Raw genomic sequence first — 17,807 nt, 5'->3', positions numbered from 1 at the left:
CAGTCTGAGTTTGCCGTTCAGCACGGTTTCATGGCTGGATTCTATGGTTGCGGCCATGATCAAAACCTCTGCCCTGTCTTCGATCGCTGCGGGAGCGCCCTCGGCGCGTGACGGCGTATCCCTTCAACTGCCCAGTCGTGCCAGCCTGCTTCGGCGCCTGCGTGCGGGCGCTGTCCATCAATGGCAGCGTCCCAGGCGGGCACAGAGCGTGGTGCTGATCCTGGCGGCCTGGCTGGTGTTGACGGCCAACTGGCCGCTTTGGCTCATGCTGGGGCATCTCGACGGCTACAGCGGTTCGACGTCCTGGCTGGCCGCGATTTTCGGCCCGCTGGCCTTCGCGGGCCTGACCCTGCTGCTGTCCTTCTCCGCCTGGCCCCGCGGCATGAAAGCGGTTTGGATGCTGGTCATGGTGCTGGCGGCCGCAGGCCAGTACTTCATGCTGGGCTACGGCACGGTGATCGACAAGAGCATGGTGCTCAACGTGTTCCAGACCGACCTCCACGAAAGTGCCGATCTGTTCAACCCGCGCCTGATCGCCGAACTGCTGCTGGTCGCCGGCGTGCCCGGCCTGTGGCTGGCCCAGGTGCCTGTGGTGCGCGACGGCGTCTGGCGCAATCTGGCCCGCACGCTGGGCCTGATGCTGGCCAGCCTGGCGGTCATGGCCGCCGTGGTGCTGCCGTCGTACCGCGAACTGGCGCCGCTGGTGCGCAACAACATGTCGCTGCGTTTCATGCTCAATCCCGCCAACAGCGTGCTGGCCGTGCTCGACGCCAAGGTCAAGCCGCTGTTCAAGCATCCCAAGCCCTTCGTCAGCATCACCGCGGGGGCCGCACTGGGTCCGAGCTATGTGCAGGCGGCGTCGGCGGCAGGCGCCGGCAAGACGCCGCTGTTTGTCCTAGTGGTGGGCGAGACCGGGCGCGGCGATCACTACGCACTCAATGGCTATGGGCGCGACACCAACCCCGAGCTCGCCCGGCTGCCGGTGCTGAGCTGGCACCAGGCGCGTTCGTGCGGCACCAACACCCTGGCCTCGGTGCCGTGCATGTTCTCGCACCTGGGCAAAAGCGGTTTCGAAAGCCGCTCGGCGGATTACGACAACCTGCTCGACGTGCTGCAGGCGGCCGGGCTGGGTGTGATCTGGGTCGACAACCAGGCGGGCTGCAAAGGCGTGTGCGAGCGGGTGCCGAACTTCTCCACCGCCGACCGTGCGGAGACGCCTGCCGGCCGGACGCTGTGTTCCGAAGGCGAATGCCTGGACGAGATCCTGCTCGACGGCCTCGACGAACGCATCGCGCAACTGCCGTCCGAGCAGCGCCGCCATGGCGTGGTCGTGGTGCTGCACGAAATGGGCAGCCATGGCCCTGCGTACTTCCGCCGCTCGTCGCCCGAGACCAAGGCCTTCAAGCCCGAGTGCACGACCAACGCACTGGCCGATTGCGCGCACGAGCAGCTCGTCAATGTCTATGACAACTCCATCCGCTACAACGACCACGTGCTGGCGCGGACCATTGCCTGGCTGCAGCAGCACGAGGGCCAGCACGACGTCGGCATGCTGTACCTGAGCGACCATGGCGAGTCGCTGGGCGAGTACGGCATCTACCTGCACGGCCTGCCCTATGCCATGGCGCCCGAAGAGCAGAAACACATCGCCTTCATCGACTGGCCCGGCACGCTGGCCGCGCGAACGCATGTGGATGCCGCCTGTCTGGGCCGGACGCTGGATGCACCCGTCACCCATGACAACCTCTATCACACGGTGCTGGGTTTGATGGACGTCCGTTCGCCCACTTACCGCCCCGCGCTCGATGCGTTCGGGGCCTGCCGCAAGGCCGCCTGAGGCGATGGACGGACAACGAGATGAGGATGAATGTGACGTCGATGTCGTCCAGGGCCTGCGTCGCCCCGTTTTCGAGCCACGGATTCTTCTGGCCCACGGGGCTCGGCTTGCTGGCGGTGCTGGCCTGGGACAGCAGTGGGGGCGATCTCGCGCTGGCTCGCCTGATGGGCGATAGCCGGGGGTTTTATCTCGCCGGCAATCCGGTGCTGACGGTGTTCCTGCACACCGGGGCGCGGTATCTGTCCTGGCTGGCGGCGGCGCTGGTCATGGCCGCCGTGGTGAAGCCCTGGGGCCTGTTCAAGGCCTTCCCGCGCGCAGATATGTTCTGGGCGGCTTCGACGACACTGCTGTGTGCCTTGCTGGTGTCGCTGGTCAAGCATGCCAGCCTGACCAGTTGCCCGTGGGATCTGGCCCTGTTCGGCGGTACCGTGCCGTATGTCTCGCACTGGCAGTGGTCTGGCGACGGCGGCCCGGGGGGGTGTTTTCCGGCCGGCCATGCGTCTTCGGCCTTTGCATTCCTGCCTTTCTATTTTCTGGTCGCGCAGGCGTCCCCGCCCAACGTGCGGCGGGCCCGCGCCTGTCTGGCCGGTGTGCTGGTCGCGGGCTTGATCCTGGGGCTGGCACAGCAACTGAGGGGCGCCCATTTCATGAGCCACACCCTGTGGACGGCCTGGCTCTGCTGGACGCTGGCCGGGGGCTCATGGCTGCTGCGTGAACGGTACCGCCGCCGCAGGCCTGATCGGGCGGCCGTCCGAAGCCGAGCGGGGGCCTGACGGGTCCATGCCGGTCGGCGTGGGTGTTCTTTGAAAACGATGAGGGGATAAAAATTCGCATGTCCAAGCAGTCGATGGTTTTGCCATTCGTGAACCTCCAGAAACAGCGCCGGGGTCTTGCGCGCCTTTGGCATGCGGCCCGGCATTCGGTCTCCGGGCTGCGGTATGGCTGGCTCGAATCCGCTTTCCGGCTCGAGGTCGGTTTGAGCGTGGTGCTGGTGCCGGCCGCTTTCTGGATCGGCAGCCGCTGGTCGGACACGGCCCTGCTGCTGTTTGGCCTGGCGCTGGTGATGGTCACGGAACTCCTGAACACCGGTCTCGAAAGCGTCGTCGATCGCATCGGACCCGAGTGGCACGAGCTGTCCAAGAAGGCCAAGGACATCGGCAGCGCCGCCACGCTGATGGCCCTGGCGATCTGCGGCATCGTCTGGGGCATGGCCGTCCATGCCCGCTGGTTTTCCTGAGAGGCACGGCACGCTGTTGTGGACGGGCAACAGGTCCGACAGGGATCGCCGCCGCTGCGCTCGAGCGGCATCGACGGGCGGGTGAATGCGACCGGCTTGCGGTCGATTCAGGCATGAAACGCATTAAGCTTTGCATCCCTGTCTCCCGTCATCAACTGCCAAGGCCGCCGCCATGATGTTGCAAATCCCCGATCTACTGAGTGCCGACGAGGTGCGCAAATGCCGCCAGGCACTCGAACAGGCGGAGTGGGACGACGGGCGCAAGACGGCTGGCCATCAGGCTGCACAGGTCAAGCGCAATCTGCAACTGCCGCTGGACCATCCCGTGACGAAGGGCATCGGTGATTTCATCCTCGACCGCCTGGGGCAGACGCCGCTGTTCATCTCCGCTGCCCTGCCGCTCAAGGTGCTGCCGCCCCGCTTCAACCGCTACGAAGGCGGAGGGGCCTACGGCAACCATGTCGACAATGCGCTGTTCAATATCCCGGGCACCGCCTTGCGGGTGCGAACCGACATCTCGAGCACGCTGTTCTTCAGCGACCCCGACGAGTACGACGGCGGCGAACTGGTCATCGAGGACACCTTCGGCCAGCAGACGGTGAAGCTGCCGGCCGGTCATCTGGTGATGTATCCGGGCACCAGCCTCCACCGCGTCAATCCGGTGACGCGCGGGGTTCGTTACGCCTCGTTCTTCTGGACGCAGAGCCTGGTTGCGCTCGACACGCAGCGCCGCACCCTGTTCGATCTCGACACGGCCATCCAGCGGCTGACGGCCGACCACCCTGACCATGCGTCGATCGGCCAGCTCTCGGGCGTCTATCACAACCTGCTGCGGCAGTGGTCCACCACCTGAACGGAGCCCAGCCCGCGTCATGACTGCCTCGCCACCCGTTCCCCGGCCGCCGTTGACGGCGATCCCTGCCGACATCACGTGCCTGGCCGACTACGAGCGCCACGCGGCCGGCCACCTGCCCGAAGCATCCCGCCATCACGTGGACTCGGGCACGGGCGAGGGGCTGACACTGCACGACAACCGGGTCGCGTTCGGGCGCATCCGTCTGGCGCCGCGTGCACTGGCCGACTTGCGGCAGGGCAGCACCCGAACCTTGCTGCTGGGCCAATTGCACGAGTCGCCCATCCTGCTGGCGCCGGTGGCATTTCATCGCCTGGCACACAGCGGAGGAGAATGCGAGACCGCGCGCGCCGCCGCGGCACTGCAGGTCGGCATGGCGGTCAGTACCCTGTCGAGCCAACCGCTCGAAGACATTGCCGCTGCCTCGCGTGCCGCATCCGCCGAACTGCATCGGGCACCTGCGCCGCTGTGGTTCCAGCTGTATTTCCAGCGGGATCGTGAACACAGCCTTGCCCTGGTCCGTCGGGCCCAGGCTGCCGGATACCAGGCCGTGGTCGTGACCGTCGATGCTTCGGTCAAACGCTCCGGCTTCCCCTTGCCGCAAGGTGTCGAGGCCGTCAATGTCCGCGGTTATCCGAGCTTCGAGCAACGATCGGGCGGACTGGGCGGTCCCATCCTCTTCGGCACGCCGCTGATCGAAGGCGCGCCGACCTGGGACGACATCGCCTGGCTGCGTGCGAACTGCCCGTTGCCTCTGATCGTCAAGGGCGTGGTGTCGCCGCGAGATGCGCTGCGCGCCATCGAGTTGGGGGCCGATGCGCTGGTGGTCTCCAACCATGGCGGTCGGGTGCTGGACGGATTGCCCGCGGCCATCGACGTCCTGCCGCGGGTTGCCGCGGCGGTCGCGGGCCGTGTGCCGCTGCTGCTCGATGGCGGCGTGCGCACCGGCACGGACATCGTCAAGTCACTGGCGCTGGGCGCCTCGGCCGTGATGATCGGGCGGCCCCAGGTGCACGCGCTGGCCGTCGCGGGCCTGCTGGGCGTGGCCCATGCGCTTCATCTGTTGCGGGGCGAGCTGGAGCTGGCGATGGCGCAACTGGGTTGCGCCTCGATCGGCGAGATCGATGCGGGCATTTTGTGGCCCGCGCACCCAGGCAACGAGGCCGGCCGGAACTGATCCCGCCGGGCCTCAGACCGCCACAGGCGCCTTGATGGCCGCGTGGTGCTGGTAACCCAGCACTTCGAAGTCTTCGTATTCGTAGTCGAAGATGGAGTCGGGCCGGCGCTTGATGTGCAGCGTGGGATAAGGATAGGGCTCACGGCTCAGCTGCTCGGCGACCTGCTCGCTGTGGTTGTCGTAGATGTGGCAGTCGCCGCCGGTCCAGATGAAATCGCCGACGTCGAGGTCGCATTGCTGCGCCACCATGTGCGTCAGCAGGGCGTAGCTGGCGATGTTGAACGGCACGCCGAGGAAGATGTCGGCACTGCGCTGGTAGAGCTGGCAGCTCAGGCGGCCGCGCTCGCCCGGAGCGCTGGGCGGAGCCACATAGAACTGGAAGAACGCGTGGCAGGGCATCAGCGCCATGTCGGCGAGGTCGGCCACGTTCCAGGCGCTGACGATGATGCGGCGCGAATCGGGGTTGCTGCGCAGCGTCTTGATGACGTCGCCGATCTGGTCGATGTGGCCGCCGCCCGGCTTGGGCCAGTTGCGCCACTGCACGCCGTAGACCGGGCCCAGGTCGCCGTCCGCCCGGGCCCATTCGTTCCAGATCGTGACGCCGCGTTCCTGCAGCCAGCGCACGTTGCTGTCGCCGCGCAGGAACCACAGCAGTTCGAGGACGATGGACTTGAGATGGACCTTCTTGGTCGTCACCAGGGGGAAGCCCTGGCGCAGGTCGAAGCGCATCTGGTGCCCGAACACGCTGCGTGTGCCGGTGCCCGTGCGGTCGCCCTTGGCCACGCCGTGCTCGGCGACATGGCGCATGAAGTCTTCGTACTGGCGGGGAACGGGAGCGAGGGAGGAGTCGGTCATGGGCGCGGGGCGCGGAGGCGCAGAATCGGGGCAGCGGAGCCGGCGCGGATGCAGCCGGCGGCGGAGGGCAATTTTACCAGCGGGGCATGACCCTCGCTCAGCCCTGGAAACGATCGGCTTCCACCAGCAGGCGGGTCACCTGCGGCGGCTCGGATTCGGTATGGAAGCTCAGCTTCTTGTCGCGCAGTTGCACATCGTAGGCGGTGACCCGGTCGAAACGGCGCAGGTGCTCGGTCCACGACTCGTCGGTGATCTGCTCGACGAAGCGGCCTGGGTCGTTCACGTCGTGCAGCAACTGCCAGCTCAGTGCCCCCTGGCGCAGGCGGCTGCGCCGGCTTTCCTGCATCAGCGAGCGGAATTCGGCCGCCCGCAGCGGATCGATGAGGTACTCGATGTTGACCTGAATGTGGCCGTGGGTGGGGGTTTCCTTGGCCACCGGCGCCTTGAACACCGACGAGGGCGTCAGGTCTTCGAGGATGCTGCGGTCGGGCATGAAGTACTGCAGGGCCAGCATGCAGATCGTGCACGACACGGCCGCGATGCTCATGCCGATGTGCAGGCTGGTCATCGACGAGACCTGGCCCCAGAGCGCCGCGCCCAGGGCCGAGCCGCCCATCAGCGACATCTGGTAGATGGACATGCCGCGTGCACGCACCCAGTCGGGCAGGCAGAGCTGGGCGATGGTGGTCAGGGTATTGGCGCTGCACAGCAGGGCGAAGCCGCCGATGGCCATGGCCGGCATGCCGACATACACATTGGGCGCATAGGCCGCGCCGATCAGGGCCAGCGAGACGACGATGCTGCCGTTGCGCAGCAGCGTCTCGTTGCTCCAGCGGCGGCGCAGGTGCGGCAGGCTCAGCGCACCGACGATGGCGCCCGCGCCCATCGAGGCCAGCAGGGTGGTGAAGGTGCCCGCGTCGCCGCCGGGCATGGCGCGGGCCACCAGGGGCAGCAGCGCCAGCAGCGCCGTCGCGTGGACAAAAAAGACCGCCACGCGCAGCAGCACCGCCCGCATGCGGGGCGATTGGCGCACGAACTGCGTGCCCACACGGATCGCGCTGCCCAGGCGCTCGCGTCCCAGCGGGCTGACCTTGTGCACGCGCTTCCAGCGCAGGATGACGAAAGCCGAGCCGATCGACAGCACCGCATTGAGCACGAACACCCAGATGCTGCCCACGCTGGCGATGATCGCACCGGCCACCAGCGGCCCGATGATGCGCGAGGCATTCATGGCGATGCCGTTGAGGCCCATGGCCGCCGGCAACTGCGGGCGCGGCACCAGCTCGGGCACGATGGCCGCGAACACCGGCCAGCGCATGGCCAGGCCGATGCCGTTCAGGAAGGTCAGCGACAGCAGCAGGGGCGCCGTCATCCAGCCCATGAACAGCACGGTGCAGAGCAGCAGGGCCACCGCCGCGACCCAGATCTGGGTCATCATGAAATAACGCCGCCGGTCCAGGATGTCGGCCAGCGCGCCGCTGGGCAGACCCAGCAGGAAGACCGGCAGCGTGGAAGCCGACTGCACCAGGGCCACCATGATGGGCGAGGCGGTGAGCGAGGTCATCATCCACGCGCTCGCCACGTCGTTCATCCACATGCAGGTGTTGGCGGCGACCCAGGTCAGCCACAGCATGCGGAAGGTGGCGTGCCGCAGGGGCGCGAGGGCCTCGGGGCTGCGCATGCCGGATCGGCGCAAGGGAGGACGTTCGGGAGGCGTGAGGGGCGGTTGTGTGGCTTCTGGCGGCATGCCTGGCATTGTGACGGATCGGGGCCGGGCCTGCACTTCCGAGTGGGCTCTAGACTGGAGGCTTCCCTAGGTTTGCCTGCAAGGAGTTTTTCCATGTCCGAGACAACCCCCGGCGCGGTCGCACGCAGCGGCGGCCGAGCGCTGGTCGATGCCTTGCGTCTGCACGGCGTCGACCGCGTGTTCTGCGTGCCCGGCGAAAGCTATCTCGAGGTGCTGGACGCGCTGCACGACACGCCGGAGATCGCACTGGTCGTGGCCAAGCACGAAGGCGGCGCCGCCAACATGGCCGAAGCCGACGGCAAGCTCACGGGGCGGCCCGGCATCTGCATGGTCACGCGGGGGCCCGGGGCCACCCATGCGAGTGTCGGCGTGCATATCGCGCAGCAGGATTCCACCCCCATGATCCTGTTCGTCGGGCAGATCGCCCGGTCGCACCGCGGGCGAGAGGCCTTCCAGGAGGTCGACTACCAGGCCCTGTTCGGCTCGCTGGCCAAGTGGGTCGTCGAGATCGACGATGCCGCACGCGTGCCCGAGATCGTGGCCCGGGCGTTTCAGGCGGCGTGCTCGGGCCGGCCCGGGCCGGTGGTGGTCTCGTTGCCCGAAGACATGCTGCTCGAGCCCTGCACCCGCGCCGACTGTGCCGCCGTGCTGCCGGCGCCGATGGTGCCTGCCGCGGGGCTCGTCGACGGCATCGTGCAACGCCTGGCGCGTGCGCAGCGTCCGCTGGTGGTCGTGGGCGGCCCCGATTGGGACGACGCCGGACGCCAGGCCCTGAGCCGGTTTGCGGCGCGTTGGTCGCTGCCCGTCGCCTGTGCCTTCCGCCGCCAGGACGTGCTGGACAACCTCGACGAGCACTACGTCGGCCACATGAGCCTGGGCATGAACCCGAAGCTGGCGCAACGCGTGCGCGACGCCGATCTCATCCTGGCCATCGGCACCCGGCTGGGCGACATCGTGACCGACGGCTACACGCTGATCGAGCCGCCGCGTCCGGCTCAGCCGCTCATCCACATCCATGCCGATGCCGGCGAACTGGGTCGTGTCTACCAGCCCGAGCTGGCCGTGGTGGCGCATGCCGGCGCTGCCGTGGCGGCACTGGCCGACCGGCCCCCGCCCGGCACGCTGCCGTGGCAGGACTGGACCCGGCAGGCGCGCACCGAGCACGAGGCGTTTTCCCTGCCGCCCGAGCCGGCCGCCGGCCATCGGGGTGTGGACCTGGGCAGCGTCGTCGCGCACCTGGGGCGCACGCTGCCGCCCGACAGCATCCTGACCAACGGGGCCGGCAATTATTCGGTGTGGCTGCACCGCTTCTATGCCTACCGCCGCGGCCGGACCGAACTGGCCCCGACGTGCGGCGCCATGGGATACGGGCTGCCGGCGGCGGTCGCGGCGTCGCTGCGGCATCCCGGGCGCCAGGTGGTGTGCATGGCGGGCGACGGCTGCTTCCTGATGTACCCGCAAGAGCTGGCCACCGCCGCCGAGTACGGTGCGCGCCTGATCGTGCTGGTGGCCAACAACGGCATGTACGGCACCATCCGCATGCACCAGGAGCGCCGTCATCCGGGTCGCGTCAGCGGCACCCGGCTGCAGGGGCCCGACTACGTGATGCTGGCGCGCTCGTTCGGCGCGCATGCCGAACGCATCGAACAAACCGAGGACTTCGCTGCGGCCTTTGCACGCGCGCAGGCCGCGCAGGGCCTGGCTCTGCTGGAACTGGTCACCGATCCGCTGCAGATCACGCCGCAGATGCGGCTGGCCGAGGCCTGAGCCACACGGGCCGTTTCCGGCCCCGCCGATTGCGGGCGAGGCCGAATCAGGGCCGGAAGCTGTCGATGTGGCGCACCAGGGTGGCATCGAGCTCGTCGAGCCGGTTGATGCCCATCAGCGCCATGTTGCGGTCGATCTCGTCGCGCAGGATGCGGATGGCGTGGGCCACGCCGGCTTCGCCCGCGACCGCCGCCGCGTAGTTGAACGGTCGGCCCGCGAAGACGCAGCGCGCGCCCAGCGACAGGGCCTTGAGCACATCGCTGCCACGCCTCACGCCGCCGTCCATCATCACCGGCAGCTCGGGCACGGCGCGGCAGATCTCGGGCAGCACACGCAGCGGAGCCACGGCGCCGTCGATCTGGCGGCCGCCGTGGTTGGAGACGACGATGCCGTCGACACCCGCGTCGCGCGCGATCTGCGCATCCTGCCAGCGCATCAGGCCCTTGACGATGAGCGGCCCTTTCCAGGCCTGCCGGATCAGCCGGAAATGGCTCCAGTCCAGATGGTCGCGGGCCAGGAAATCGCGCTGCACGGTGGCCGACACGATGGGCGCTCCGCGCTCGGCACGCCAGTTCTCGAAGTGCGGCATCCCATGGCGCAGCAGGGTCCGGCCGAAGGTGCCCAGCAGCCAGCGTGGACGGCTCAGCCCGTCCCAGGCCAGGCGCAGGCTGGGACGCAGCGGCGTGCTGAAGCCGTTGCGCAGGTAGTTCTCCGGATTGACCATGACCGGCAGGTCGACCGTCAGCACCAGAGTGCCGAAGCCCGCGCGTTCGATGCGGGCGAGCAGGGCCTCGACCCGGGCCGGATCGCCCGGCATATAGGCCTGGAACCAGGTGCCCGGGGCGGCCTGCGCCACGGTTTCCATGGGGATGAGCGAAGAACCGCTGAGCACGGCCGGAATGCCTGCGGCCCTGGCCTGTCCGGTCAGCACCAGATCGCCCCGGTAGGCATACATCGCCCCCAGTCCCACCGGCGAGATGCCGAAGGGCGAGGCATACGTCTGCCCGAACAGCTCGATGGCCTGGCTGCGGCCGGACACCCCCGTCAACATGCGCGGCACCAGGCTGTAGTCGTCGAAGGCGCTGCGGTTGCCTGCCAGCGAGCGCTCGTCGTCCGCGCCGTTGTGGATGTAACTGTAGAGCTGGCGCGGCAGGCGCTTGCGCGCCAGGGGTTCGAAATCGCGCAGTGCATGGACGCGCGGCACGGGGGGAAGACGGGGTGAGGGCATCGCGACAGGCCGGAAAGTCCGGTTTCATCAAGGAAGATCCGGAGATGCTAGGCGGCCTTGTCATGGAAAAATAGCGATTAAATTCACACCGGCTTGTTCTAAATAATTCACGATCCCGTTGCGCATGCGGGACGCAGGAGACCTGCATGACCCTCAAGCAACTCGAGGCTTTTTTCTGGGCCGGAACCTGTGCCAGTTTTGCCGTGGCGGCCGAACGCCTGCACCTGTCCGTGTCCAGCCTCTCCAAGCGCATCGCCGAGCTCGAAACCTCGCTGGGCGCGGCTTTGTTCGATCGCCAGCACTACCGCGCCGCCTTGACCCCTGCCGGCATGGCCCTGCTGCCGCGTGCCCGTGCGCTGCTCGACGAAGCCGAGGATCTGCGCGGCCTGCTGCGGCAGGACACCGGCGTGTGTGGCCGGCTGCGGCTGGGCGTCGGCGAGCTGGCCTCGCAGACCTGGCTGCCCAAGCTCATGGCCCTGGCGGCCGAGCGGCATCCGCAACTCGTGCTCGAGCCGGTCGTCGACACCGGCGAACAGATGGAGCTGCGCCTCGAGAGCGGCGAGTTCGATTGCGCCGTCGCCGCCGGCTGCTCGGCACGCGCGGGGGTGCTGTCCTACCCCATGGGCCGTGCCGATTTCGTCTGGGTGGCCGCACCGCACCTGCCCCGGCTGGCGGTGCAGGACGCCCTGAGCCGCTGGCCCCTCGTCACCCTGCCGCAGGGCGCCGGCACCCACCACATGCTCGAGGACTGGCTGCTGTCGCACGGCTACGTGGTGCACCGGCGCCTGACATGCAACACCTGGGGCGCGGTCGCCGGCCTGCTGGCCGAAGGCATCGGCATCGGTTTCCTGCCGCAGGGCTGGGCCACGCCCCTTCTGGCACGCGGCGGGGTGCTGGCCCGGGAGGACTGGCCCGCCTTGTCCTCGCTGCGTTATGCACTGCGTGTGCGCCAGGGCGACGAGCGCGCCGTGCTGACCGCGCTGCGCGCCCTGCTGGCACAGACGGTCGACTTCGCCGAGCCCATCCGGTTTCTGGCGCTGCCCGGCCCGTGGCCCGCCGGCGAAGCCGGGCAGCGGCAGGACGGGTTTTGTCCCTGAGCCCCTGCCGCCCGATGAAGCAGGCGTCCGCTCAGTTCGGCGCTGCGGCCGTCTCCAGCACCTTGCCGGGGTTCATGGTGTTGTAGGGATCGAGCGCACCCTTGATGGCGTGCATCAGCGTGAGCGCCACCGGCGACTTGTGTTTGGGCAGCTTGTGACGTTTGAGTTCGCCCACGCCGTGTTCGGCCGAGATCGAGCCGTGGTACCGGCTGACCGTGTCGTAGACGATCGTGTTGATCTCTTCCTCGCGATCCCGCAGAAAGGCCTTGGGGTCGCCGTCCACCGGGGCCTGGATGTTGTAGTGCAGGTTGCCGTCGCCCAGGTGGCCGAAGTTGACGAAACGCACGCCGGGGATGGCTGCCGACAGCGCGGCATCGGCCTCGCGCACGAACTCGGGAATGAGCGAGACCGGAATGGAAATGTCGTGCTTGATGTTCAGGCCTTCCTCGGCCTGGGCCAGGCTGATGCTCTCGCGGATGTGCCACAGGTCGTGTGCCTGCTTGATGCTCTCGGCGACGATCGCGTCGGCCGCCACGCCGGCTTCGAAAGCGGTTTCGAGCAGGCGCTCGAACAGGCCGCGCGCGTGTTCCTCGGATTCGTTGTCCGAGATCTCGACCAGCACGCACCAGGGCGTGTCTTTCCACATCGGCACCCGCAGGTGCGGATAGTGCTTGTCGACCAGGCTCAGCGAGAACTGGTTCATCACCTCGAAGCCCGTGAGATTGGCGGCCAGGTGCCGGTGCGCCAGGCCCAGCAGCGTGTTGGCGTCTTCCAGGCTGGGCACGGCCGCCCAGGCGGTCAGTTGCGCCGCCGGCTGCGGATACAGCTTCATCGTCGCGGCGGTGATCACGCCCAGCGTGCCTTCGCTGCCCACGAAGAGGTCGCGCAGGTCGTAGCCGGTGTTGTCCTTGCGCAGGCCCGACAGACCGTCCCAGATCTCGCCTTGCGAGGTCACCACTTCGAGACCGAGGCACAGCTCGCGTGCATTGCCGTAGCGCACCACCTGCGTGCCGCCGGCATTGGTCGAGAGATTGCCGCCGATGGTGCAACTGCCCTCGGCGCCCAGGCTCAGGGGGAACAGGAAACCGGCGTTCCCGGCGGCGTCCTGCAGGTTCTGCAGGATGCAGCCGGCCTCCACCGTCACCGTCATGTTGTGCGGATCGACGGCGCGCACCGCGGTCAGCCGGCGCAGGCTCAGGATCACCTGGGTGCCGGATTCGTCGGGCACCGAGCCCACCACCAGCCCCGTGTTGCCGCCCTGGGGCACGATCGACACGCGGGCGTCGGAGCAGGCCTTCACCACATCCGCCACTTCCTGCGTGCTGCCGGGGCGCACCACGGCCAGCGCCCTGCCGCGGGCACGCTTGCGCCAGTCCTGCTCGTAGCTTTCGAGGCCGTCGCCGGTGAGCACATGGGTGGGGCCGACGATGGCCGCCAGGCGGTCGAGGAGTTGTTGCTGCATGGTGTGTCTCGGGATGGAATGGCGGGCGGGATCGTTTTTTGCCCCATGGCCCGGCTCGGAATTCGAAGGCCAGAGTTTAACGACTGCCGTGCCGGCCGCAGGCGATGGCATCATCAGGGGCATGACGCCCCATATCCCGACAAGAACCAAGCGGCGCTGGTGGCTGCGCTCGGCCATGGTCGCACGGCTGGTCCACGATCTCGCCGCCTTCCCCTGGCGCAACACGGCCATCGTGCTGCTCGAGCGCTTCCGCGAGGATCGCCTGGGACTGACCGCCAGCAGCCTCACCTTCACCACCATGATCGCCCTGGTGCCGCTGTTCACGGTGTTCCTGGCGGTGTTCTCGGTGTTCCCCATCTTCGCCAAGCTCCAGGAGGGCCTGCAGCAGTGGCTGTTCACCAGCCTGGTGCCGGACAACATCGCCCGGCAGGTGCTGGGCTACATGACCCAGTTCGCGGCGCAGGCCAGCCGGCTCGGGGCGGCCGGCCTGGCCATCGTCGGCATCACGGCGCTGATGCTGGTGCTGACCATCGACCGCACGCTCAACGGCATCTGGCGCGTGCGCCAGCCGCGGCCGCTGGGCCAGCGGGTGCTGGTGTACTGGGCGCTGATCACGCTGGGGCCGCTGGTGATGGCCGCCAGCCTGTCGATGACCTCGTACGCCTTCTCGGCGTCGCGCGGGCTGGTCGGCGACATGCCGGGCGCCCTGCGCGTGCTGTTCGACAGCCTGGAGTTCGCCGTGCTGGCCCTGGGCATGACGGCCCTCTATCACTACGTGCCCAATGCGCGCGTGAAATGGTCGCATGCCCTGGCGGGCGGCATCTTCACCTCGCTGGGCATCGAGATCGCCAAGCGGGTGCTGGCACTCTACGTGAACCAGATCCCGACCTATTCGGCCCTCTACGGCGCCTTTGCCACCGTGCCCATCCTGCTCATCTGGATCTTCACGGCCTGGCTCATCGTGCTGTTCGGGGCCGTCATCGCCGCCTATATGCCGAGCCTGCTCGGCGGCGTGGCGCGGCGCGGCGACACGCCGGGCTGGGCGTTTCAGCTGGCGCTCGAAGTGGTGCGCAGCCTGGAGGAAGTCCGTCACGCCGAACAGCGCGGGCTGGACCAGCGGCAACTGGTCGACCGCCTGCGTGTCGATGCCCTGCAACTGGTGCCCGTCATCGAAACCCTCAAGGCGCTCGACTGGATCGGCCAGCTCGACGAATCCGACGACACCCGCAGCCGCTACGTGCTGCTCGTCGATCCCGGCGCCACCTGGATCGAGCCGCTGGTGCAGCGGCTGCTGGTGCGCCGCAACGACTCCACCGAAGCGCTCTGGTCGCGCTCGGGCCTGCCGCACATCACCCTCGGCGAAGCGCTCTGACGGCCCGGCATGAGAAGATGGCGGCCGTGTTCCTGCGCCATGGGCCGGGTCGCGTGTTGTTCCGGACCGGCGCCTGCCCGGCGCCGGACTTGAACGCCGGCCGGCCGACTCCATCTGCCCGCCATGCTGCCCGTTTCTTCCGATTCCGCCTTGCCCCGTCCGTCCACCGCCGGTGAGCCCGTGCGCTGGCTGGTCGTGCTGTGTGCCGAGTGGTGCGGCACCTGCCGCGACTACCGTGCCGTGCTCGACCAGGTCGTGCAGGACCATCCCGGCTGGCGCGGCGCCTGGATCGACATCGAGGATCAGGCCGATCTGGTCGAAGACCTCGACGTCGAAACCTTTCCCACGGTGCTGATCTACGAACAGGCCCCGGGTCCCGGCGAATCCGACCGCATGTTCTTTTTTGGCCCCATGCTGCCGCATCTGGGCACGCTGTCGCGCCAGATGACGCTGCTCGAGGAGCCGGGCGGCATGAGCCGGCCCGCCCCCATGCCGCCGGGTTTGTCCGGCGTGAGCCACTGGCTGCGGCAGTCCGCCTCGGAAGGCTAGGGCCGGATCACGCCGGCCTCCGAGCGGCGCCTTCCGGCATCGACGCCGGAACGCACATGAAAAAGGGCAGCCCTGGCTGCCCTTTTTTCGTCGGCTGCGTACAGCAGCCCGGGTGACGGCTTACAGACCGGCTGGACGGGTGTAGCCCGGGAAGTCCTTGTCCAGAACCTGCTTGAAGAACGGCGACTTGAAGGCCGCAGCCAGGTCCTTGGCCCAGGGCTTGGCTTCGTCGCCCTTGCGCACGGCCACCACTTGCTGGTACTGCACGGGCGGCGTTTCCAGTGCCAGGGCGCTGGTGAACTTCAGGCCGGCCGAGGTGGCGAAGTTGCCGGGCACGATCGCGAAGGCCGCATCGCCCAGGGTACGCGGCAGTTGGGCCGCTTCGATGGGCTGGAACTTGATGTTCTTGGGGTTGTCGAGCACGTCGCGCTCGCTCACGCGCAGCGGATCGACATCGGGCTTGACCGTGATCAGCTTCTGCTGCACCAGCAGTTGCAGTGCGCGGGCCAGGTTGCTGGGGTCGTTCGGCAGCGTGACGCGGTCGCCGTCCTTGAGCTCGGTCAGGCTCTTGCGGCTTTCCGAGTAGATGCCCATGGGCGCAGTCGTGCTTTGCACCAGATCGATCAGGTCCAGCTTCTGGTCGGTCTTGAAGCGGTTGAGGTAAGCGATGTGCTGGAACAGGTTGGCATCGAGCGAACCTTGCGCCAGGGCCATGTTGGGCTGCACGTAGTCGTTGAACTCGACCAGCTTGACCTTGTAGCCTTCCTTTTCGAGCTGAGGCACGATGCCCCGCTTGAGCACGTCGTAGTTGTAGCCTGCGGTGGCACCGAAGACGAGGTCTTTTTTGGCCGGATCGGCGGCGTGGGCGCTCAGGCCGGCAAGGCCCAGGGTGGCGGCGATGGTGGCCAGCACGATATGGCGACGGATGAAGGACATGATCGGGACTCCTCGGTCAGTTGTTGAACGGATGCAAAGGGAAACTGGAAAGCGGGGGCCGGGCCGGCTTCAGCGCTTGTCGAGCCGGCTGGCCAGGGCGTTGCCGCCGAACTGGATGATCTGCACCAGCACGATGAGCAGCGCCACGGTCAGCAGCATCACATCGGTCTGGAAACGGTAGTAGCCGTAACGGATCGCCAGGTCGCCGATGCCGCCGCCGCCCACCACGCCGGCGATCGCCGAGTAGGACAGGAAACTCACCGCCAGCACCGTCAGGGCCAGGATCAGGCCCGACCGTGCCTCGAGCACCAGCACGCGCCAGACGATCTGCAGCTCCGAGGCGCCCATGGCATGGGCCGCCTCGATCACGCCGCGCGGCACCTCGCGGATGCTTTGCTCGACCAGGCGGGCGAAGTAGGGGATGGCCGCGACCGACAGCGGCACGGCAGCCGCCAGCGGCCCGATGGACGTGCCCGCGATGATGCGGGTCAGCGGCACCAGCGCCACCAGCAGGATGATGAAGGGGAAGGAGCGCACGGTGTTGACCACCCAGCTCAGCACCAGATAGGCGGGTTTGTTGGCCAGCGACTGGCCGGGCGTCAGCAGGAACAGCAGCACGCCGAGCGGCCCGCCCAGCACGATGGCTGCCGAGAGGCCGATACCCAGCATGAGGAAGGTCTGCCCGATGGCGACCCAGAGTTCGGGCAGGAGGGCGGTGATGCTTTCAGACATGGCGAAATGGAGGCAGATTCAATGAAGTCGCAAAGGAGGGGCTCACGCCGCGCGGGCCGGCTCGCCGGCGGCAGCGATGCGTGCGGCATGCTCGCGCAGGATGTCCTCGCGTGCCTGTTCCTCGGCCAGTTCGCGGCCGAGTGCGCTGATGCGCGGCGTGCGGTGGTCGCGCACGTCGAACTGCTCGACCAGTTGCCCGCCTTCGAGAACCGCCACGCGGTCGCACAGGGCATGCACCACGGACAGCTCGTGCGTCACGATCACGATGGTGACACCCAGCTTGCGGTTGATCTCGCGCAGCGTCTGCAGCACCGAGCGCGTGGTTTCGGTGTCCAGCGCCGAAGTCGGCTCGTCGCACAGCAGCACCTTGGGTTTGGGCGCCAAGGCGCGGGCAATCGCCACGCGCTGTTTCTGGCCGCCCGAGAGCTGCGCGGGGTAGCTGTGGATCTTGTCGGTCAGGCCGACCACGGCCAGGCATTCGCGCACGCGCTGCTCGATCTCGGCCTTGCTGCGGTTGCCGTGCAGCTTGAGCGGGAAAGCGACGTTGTCGAACACCGAGGCGTTCTGCAGCAGATTGAACTGCTGGAAGATCATGCCGATGCCCTGGCGGGTCTCGCGCAGTTCACGTTTGGACAGCGCGGTGAGGTCGCGGCCGTCCACACGCACCTGTCCGGCATCCGGGCGCTCGAGCAGGTTGATGAGGCGCAGCAAGGTCGACTTGCCCGCGCCGCTCTTGCCGATCAGGCCAAAAACCTGGCCGGCGGCGATGTCGAGCGTCACGGATTGCACGGCATCGAACACGCGGCCATCGGGCAGCGTGAACGACTTGCTGACGGCGGCCAGCGCGATGAGCGCAGGTGCCGCGGAAGAAGGAATTGGAGTCATGAACGGGACGGCGGGCGGCAGGAGTCTTGCCGGTCCCGGTCGCGGTCGGCGTCTGCGGCACAGGTGGCATGCA

16 protein-coding genes are annotated in these 17,807 nt (G+C 68.0%); 9 read left to right on the top strand and 7 right to left on the bottom strand.

Going from position 1 to position 17,807, the window contains the following annotated elements; genetic code table 11:
- Window positions 1-55 precede the first annotated feature (55 nt).
- From EC845_RS20100 to EC845_RS20080, 5 genes are all read left to right on the top strand, one after another.
- A complete protein-coding gene (locus EC845_RS20100; RefSeq protein WP_123300180.1) occupies window positions 56-1,837 on the top strand; it encodes a phosphoethanolamine transferase in 1,782 nt (593 codons plus the stop codon).
- A 20-nt stretch (window positions 1,838-1,857) separates the two neighbouring features.
- Entirely contained in the window at window positions 1,858-2,610 is a 753-nt protein-coding gene (locus EC845_RS20095; RefSeq protein ID WP_123299932.1) for a phosphatase PAP2 family protein, read from the top strand.
- Between the two features lie 74 nt (window positions 2,611-2,684).
- Entirely contained in the window at window positions 2,685-3,074 is a 390-nt protein-coding gene (locus tag EC845_RS20090; protein ID WP_123300178.1) for a diacylglycerol kinase, read from the top strand.
- A gap of 172 nt (window positions 3,075-3,246) precedes the next feature.
- Window positions 3,247-3,927, top strand: a complete 681-nt coding sequence (locus tag EC845_RS20085; RefSeq protein WP_123299931.1) for a Fe2+-dependent dioxygenase — start codon at window positions 3,247-3,249, stop codon at window positions 3,925-3,927.
- Between the two features lie 19 nt (window positions 3,928-3,946).
- Window positions 3,947-5,104 carry an alpha-hydroxy acid oxidase gene (locus EC845_RS20080; protein ID WP_123299930.1) on the top strand — a complete coding sequence of 386 codons (1,158 nt, stop codon included), beginning with the start codon at window positions 3,947-3,949 and terminating at the stop codon, window positions 5,102-5,104.
- Window positions 5,105-5,116: 12 nt separating this feature from the next.
- Here EC845_RS20080 and EC845_RS20075 read toward each other — a convergent pair whose 3' ends face one another.
- Window positions 5,117-5,959: a thymidylate synthase gene (locus EC845_RS20075; protein ID WP_123299929.1), complete on the bottom strand. Its 843-nt coding sequence runs from the start codon at window positions 5,957-5,959 to the stop codon at window positions 5,117-5,119.
- A gap of 97 nt (window positions 5,960-6,056) precedes the next feature.
- Window positions 6,057-7,706, bottom strand: a complete 1,650-nt coding sequence (locus EC845_RS20070; RefSeq protein ID WP_370451364.1) for an MFS transporter — start codon at window positions 7,704-7,706, stop codon at window positions 6,057-6,059.
- Window positions 7,707-7,799: 93 nt separating this feature from the next.
- Here EC845_RS20070 and EC845_RS20065 point away from each other — a divergent pair, with 93 nt between their 5' ends.
- Window positions 7,800-9,473 carry a thiamine pyrophosphate-binding protein gene (locus EC845_RS20065; RefSeq protein WP_123299927.1) on the top strand — a complete coding sequence of 558 codons (1,674 nt, stop codon included), beginning with the start codon at window positions 7,800-7,802 and terminating at the stop codon, window positions 9,471-9,473.
- A 46-nt stretch (window positions 9,474-9,519) separates the two neighbouring features.
- On the opposite strand, the gene EC845_RS20060 is transcribed toward EC845_RS20065, so the two are convergent.
- Entirely contained in the window at window positions 9,520-10,701 is a 1,182-nt protein-coding gene (locus tag EC845_RS20060; protein ID WP_123299926.1) for an alpha-hydroxy acid oxidase, read from the bottom strand.
- A gap of 146 nt (window positions 10,702-10,847) precedes the next feature.
- On the opposite strand from EC845_RS20060, the gene EC845_RS20055 reads away from it, so the two are divergent.
- Complete coding sequence (locus EC845_RS20055) at window positions 10,848-11,798, top strand: LysR family transcriptional regulator (protein ID WP_123299925.1); 951 nt, start codon at window positions 10,848-10,850, stop codon at window positions 11,796-11,798.
- Window positions 11,799-11,829: 31 nt separating this feature from the next.
- Here the strand turns inward: EC845_RS20055 and EC845_RS20050 are convergent, their stop codons facing one another.
- Window positions 11,830-13,260 (bottom strand): FAD-binding oxidoreductase, encoded by a 1,431-nt coding sequence (locus EC845_RS20050; protein ID WP_123299924.1) that lies wholly within the window; start codon window positions 13,258-13,260, stop codon window positions 11,830-11,832.
- 121 nt (window positions 13,261-13,381) lie between these two features.
- Here EC845_RS20050 and EC845_RS20045 point away from each other — a divergent pair, with 121 nt between their 5' ends.
- On the top strand, window positions 13,382-14,632 hold the full coding sequence (locus EC845_RS20045; protein ID WP_370451363.1) for a YihY family inner membrane protein: 1,251 nt from the start codon (window positions 13,382-13,384) through the stop codon (window positions 14,630-14,632).
- 123 nt (window positions 14,633-14,755) lie between these two features.
- The gene (locus EC845_RS20040; RefSeq protein ID WP_123299923.1) at window positions 14,756-15,181 is read left to right on the top strand and encodes a co-chaperone YbbN; all 426 of its coding nucleotides are present in this window, start codon (window positions 14,756-14,758) and stop codon (window positions 15,179-15,181) included.
- A gap of 120 nt (window positions 15,182-15,301) precedes the next feature.
- Here EC845_RS20040 and EC845_RS20035 read toward each other — a convergent pair whose 3' ends face one another.
- The 3 genes from EC845_RS20035 to EC845_RS20025 all read right to left on the bottom strand — a co-directional run bounded on the left by EC845_RS20035 (window position 15,302) and on the right by EC845_RS20025 (window position 17,734).
- Window positions 15,302-16,117: a MetQ/NlpA family ABC transporter substrate-binding protein gene (locus tag EC845_RS20035; protein ID WP_123299922.1), complete on the bottom strand. Its 816-nt coding sequence runs from the start codon at window positions 16,115-16,117 to the stop codon at window positions 15,302-15,304.
- Window positions 16,118-16,186: 69 nt separating this feature from the next.
- Entirely contained in the window at window positions 16,187-16,849 is a 663-nt protein-coding gene (locus EC845_RS20030; protein ID WP_123299921.1) for a methionine ABC transporter permease, read from the bottom strand.
- Between the two features lie 42 nt (window positions 16,850-16,891).
- Window positions 16,892-17,734 (bottom strand): methionine ABC transporter ATP-binding protein, encoded by an 843-nt coding sequence (locus EC845_RS20025; protein ID WP_123299920.1) that lies wholly within the window; start codon window positions 17,732-17,734, stop codon window positions 16,892-16,894.
- Window positions 17,735-17,807: the final 73 nt, after the last annotated feature.

The organism is Comamonas sp. BIGb0124, assembly GCF_003752175.1.
In the GTDB taxonomy this organism is placed as follows: domain Bacteria; phylum Pseudomonadota; class Gammaproteobacteria; order Burkholderiales; family Burkholderiaceae_C; genus Comamonas_F.
This window is presented reverse-complemented; position numbering and strand designations above follow the sequence as displayed.

Excerpts from the sequence above, each read along its gene's own strand:
- EC845_RS20100 (WP_123300180.1), top strand. The coding sequence starts at position 56 with ATGATCAAAACCTCTGCCCTGTCTTCGATCGCTGCGGGAGCGCCCTCG.
- EC845_RS20095 (WP_123299932.1), top strand. The coding sequence starts at position 1,858 with ATGAGGATGAATGTGACGTCGATGTCGTCCAGGGCCTGCGTCGCCCCG.
- EC845_RS20090 (WP_123300178.1), top strand. The coding sequence starts at position 2,685 with ATGGTTTTGCCATTCGTGAACCTCCAGAAACAGCGCCGGGGTCTTGCG.
- EC845_RS20085 (WP_123299931.1), top strand. The coding sequence starts at position 3,247 with ATGATGTTGCAAATCCCCGATCTACTGAGTGCCGACGAGGTGCGCAAA.
- EC845_RS20080 (WP_123299930.1), top strand. The coding sequence starts at position 3,947 with ATGACTGCCTCGCCACCCGTTCCCCGGCCGCCGTTGACGGCGATCCCT.
- EC845_RS20075 (WP_123299929.1), bottom strand. The coding sequence starts at position 5,959 with ATGACCGACTCCTCCCTCGCTCCCGTTCCCCGCCAGTACGAAGACTTC.
- EC845_RS20070 (WP_370451364.1), bottom strand. The coding sequence starts at position 7,706 with ATGCCGCCAGAAGCCACACAACCGCCCCTCACGCCTCCCGAACGTCCT.
- EC845_RS20065 (WP_123299927.1), top strand. The coding sequence starts at position 7,800 with ATGTCCGAGACAACCCCCGGCGCGGTCGCACGCAGCGGCGGCCGAGCG.
- EC845_RS20060 (WP_123299926.1), bottom strand. The coding sequence starts at position 10,701 with ATGCCCTCACCCCGTCTTCCCCCCGTGCCGCGCGTCCATGCACTGCGC.
- EC845_RS20055 (WP_123299925.1), top strand. The coding sequence starts at position 10,848 with ATGACCCTCAAGCAACTCGAGGCTTTTTTCTGGGCCGGAACCTGTGCC.
- EC845_RS20050 (WP_123299924.1), bottom strand. The coding sequence starts at position 13,260 with ATGCAGCAACAACTCCTCGACCGCCTGGCGGCCATCGTCGGCCCCACC.
- EC845_RS20045 (WP_370451363.1), top strand. The coding sequence starts at position 13,382 with ATGACGCCCCATATCCCGACAAGAACCAAGCGGCGCTGGTGGCTGCGC.
- EC845_RS20040 (WP_123299923.1), top strand. The coding sequence starts at position 14,756 with ATGCTGCCCGTTTCTTCCGATTCCGCCTTGCCCCGTCCGTCCACCGCC.
- EC845_RS20035 (WP_123299922.1), bottom strand. The coding sequence starts at position 16,117 with ATGTCCTTCATCCGTCGCCATATCGTGCTGGCCACCATCGCCGCCACC.
- EC845_RS20030 (WP_123299921.1), bottom strand. The coding sequence starts at position 16,849 with ATGTCTGAAAGCATCACCGCCCTCCTGCCCGAACTCTGGGTCGCCATC.
- EC845_RS20025 (WP_123299920.1), bottom strand. The coding sequence starts at position 17,734 with ATGACTCCAATTCCTTCTTCCGCGGCACCTGCGCTCATCGCGCTGGCC.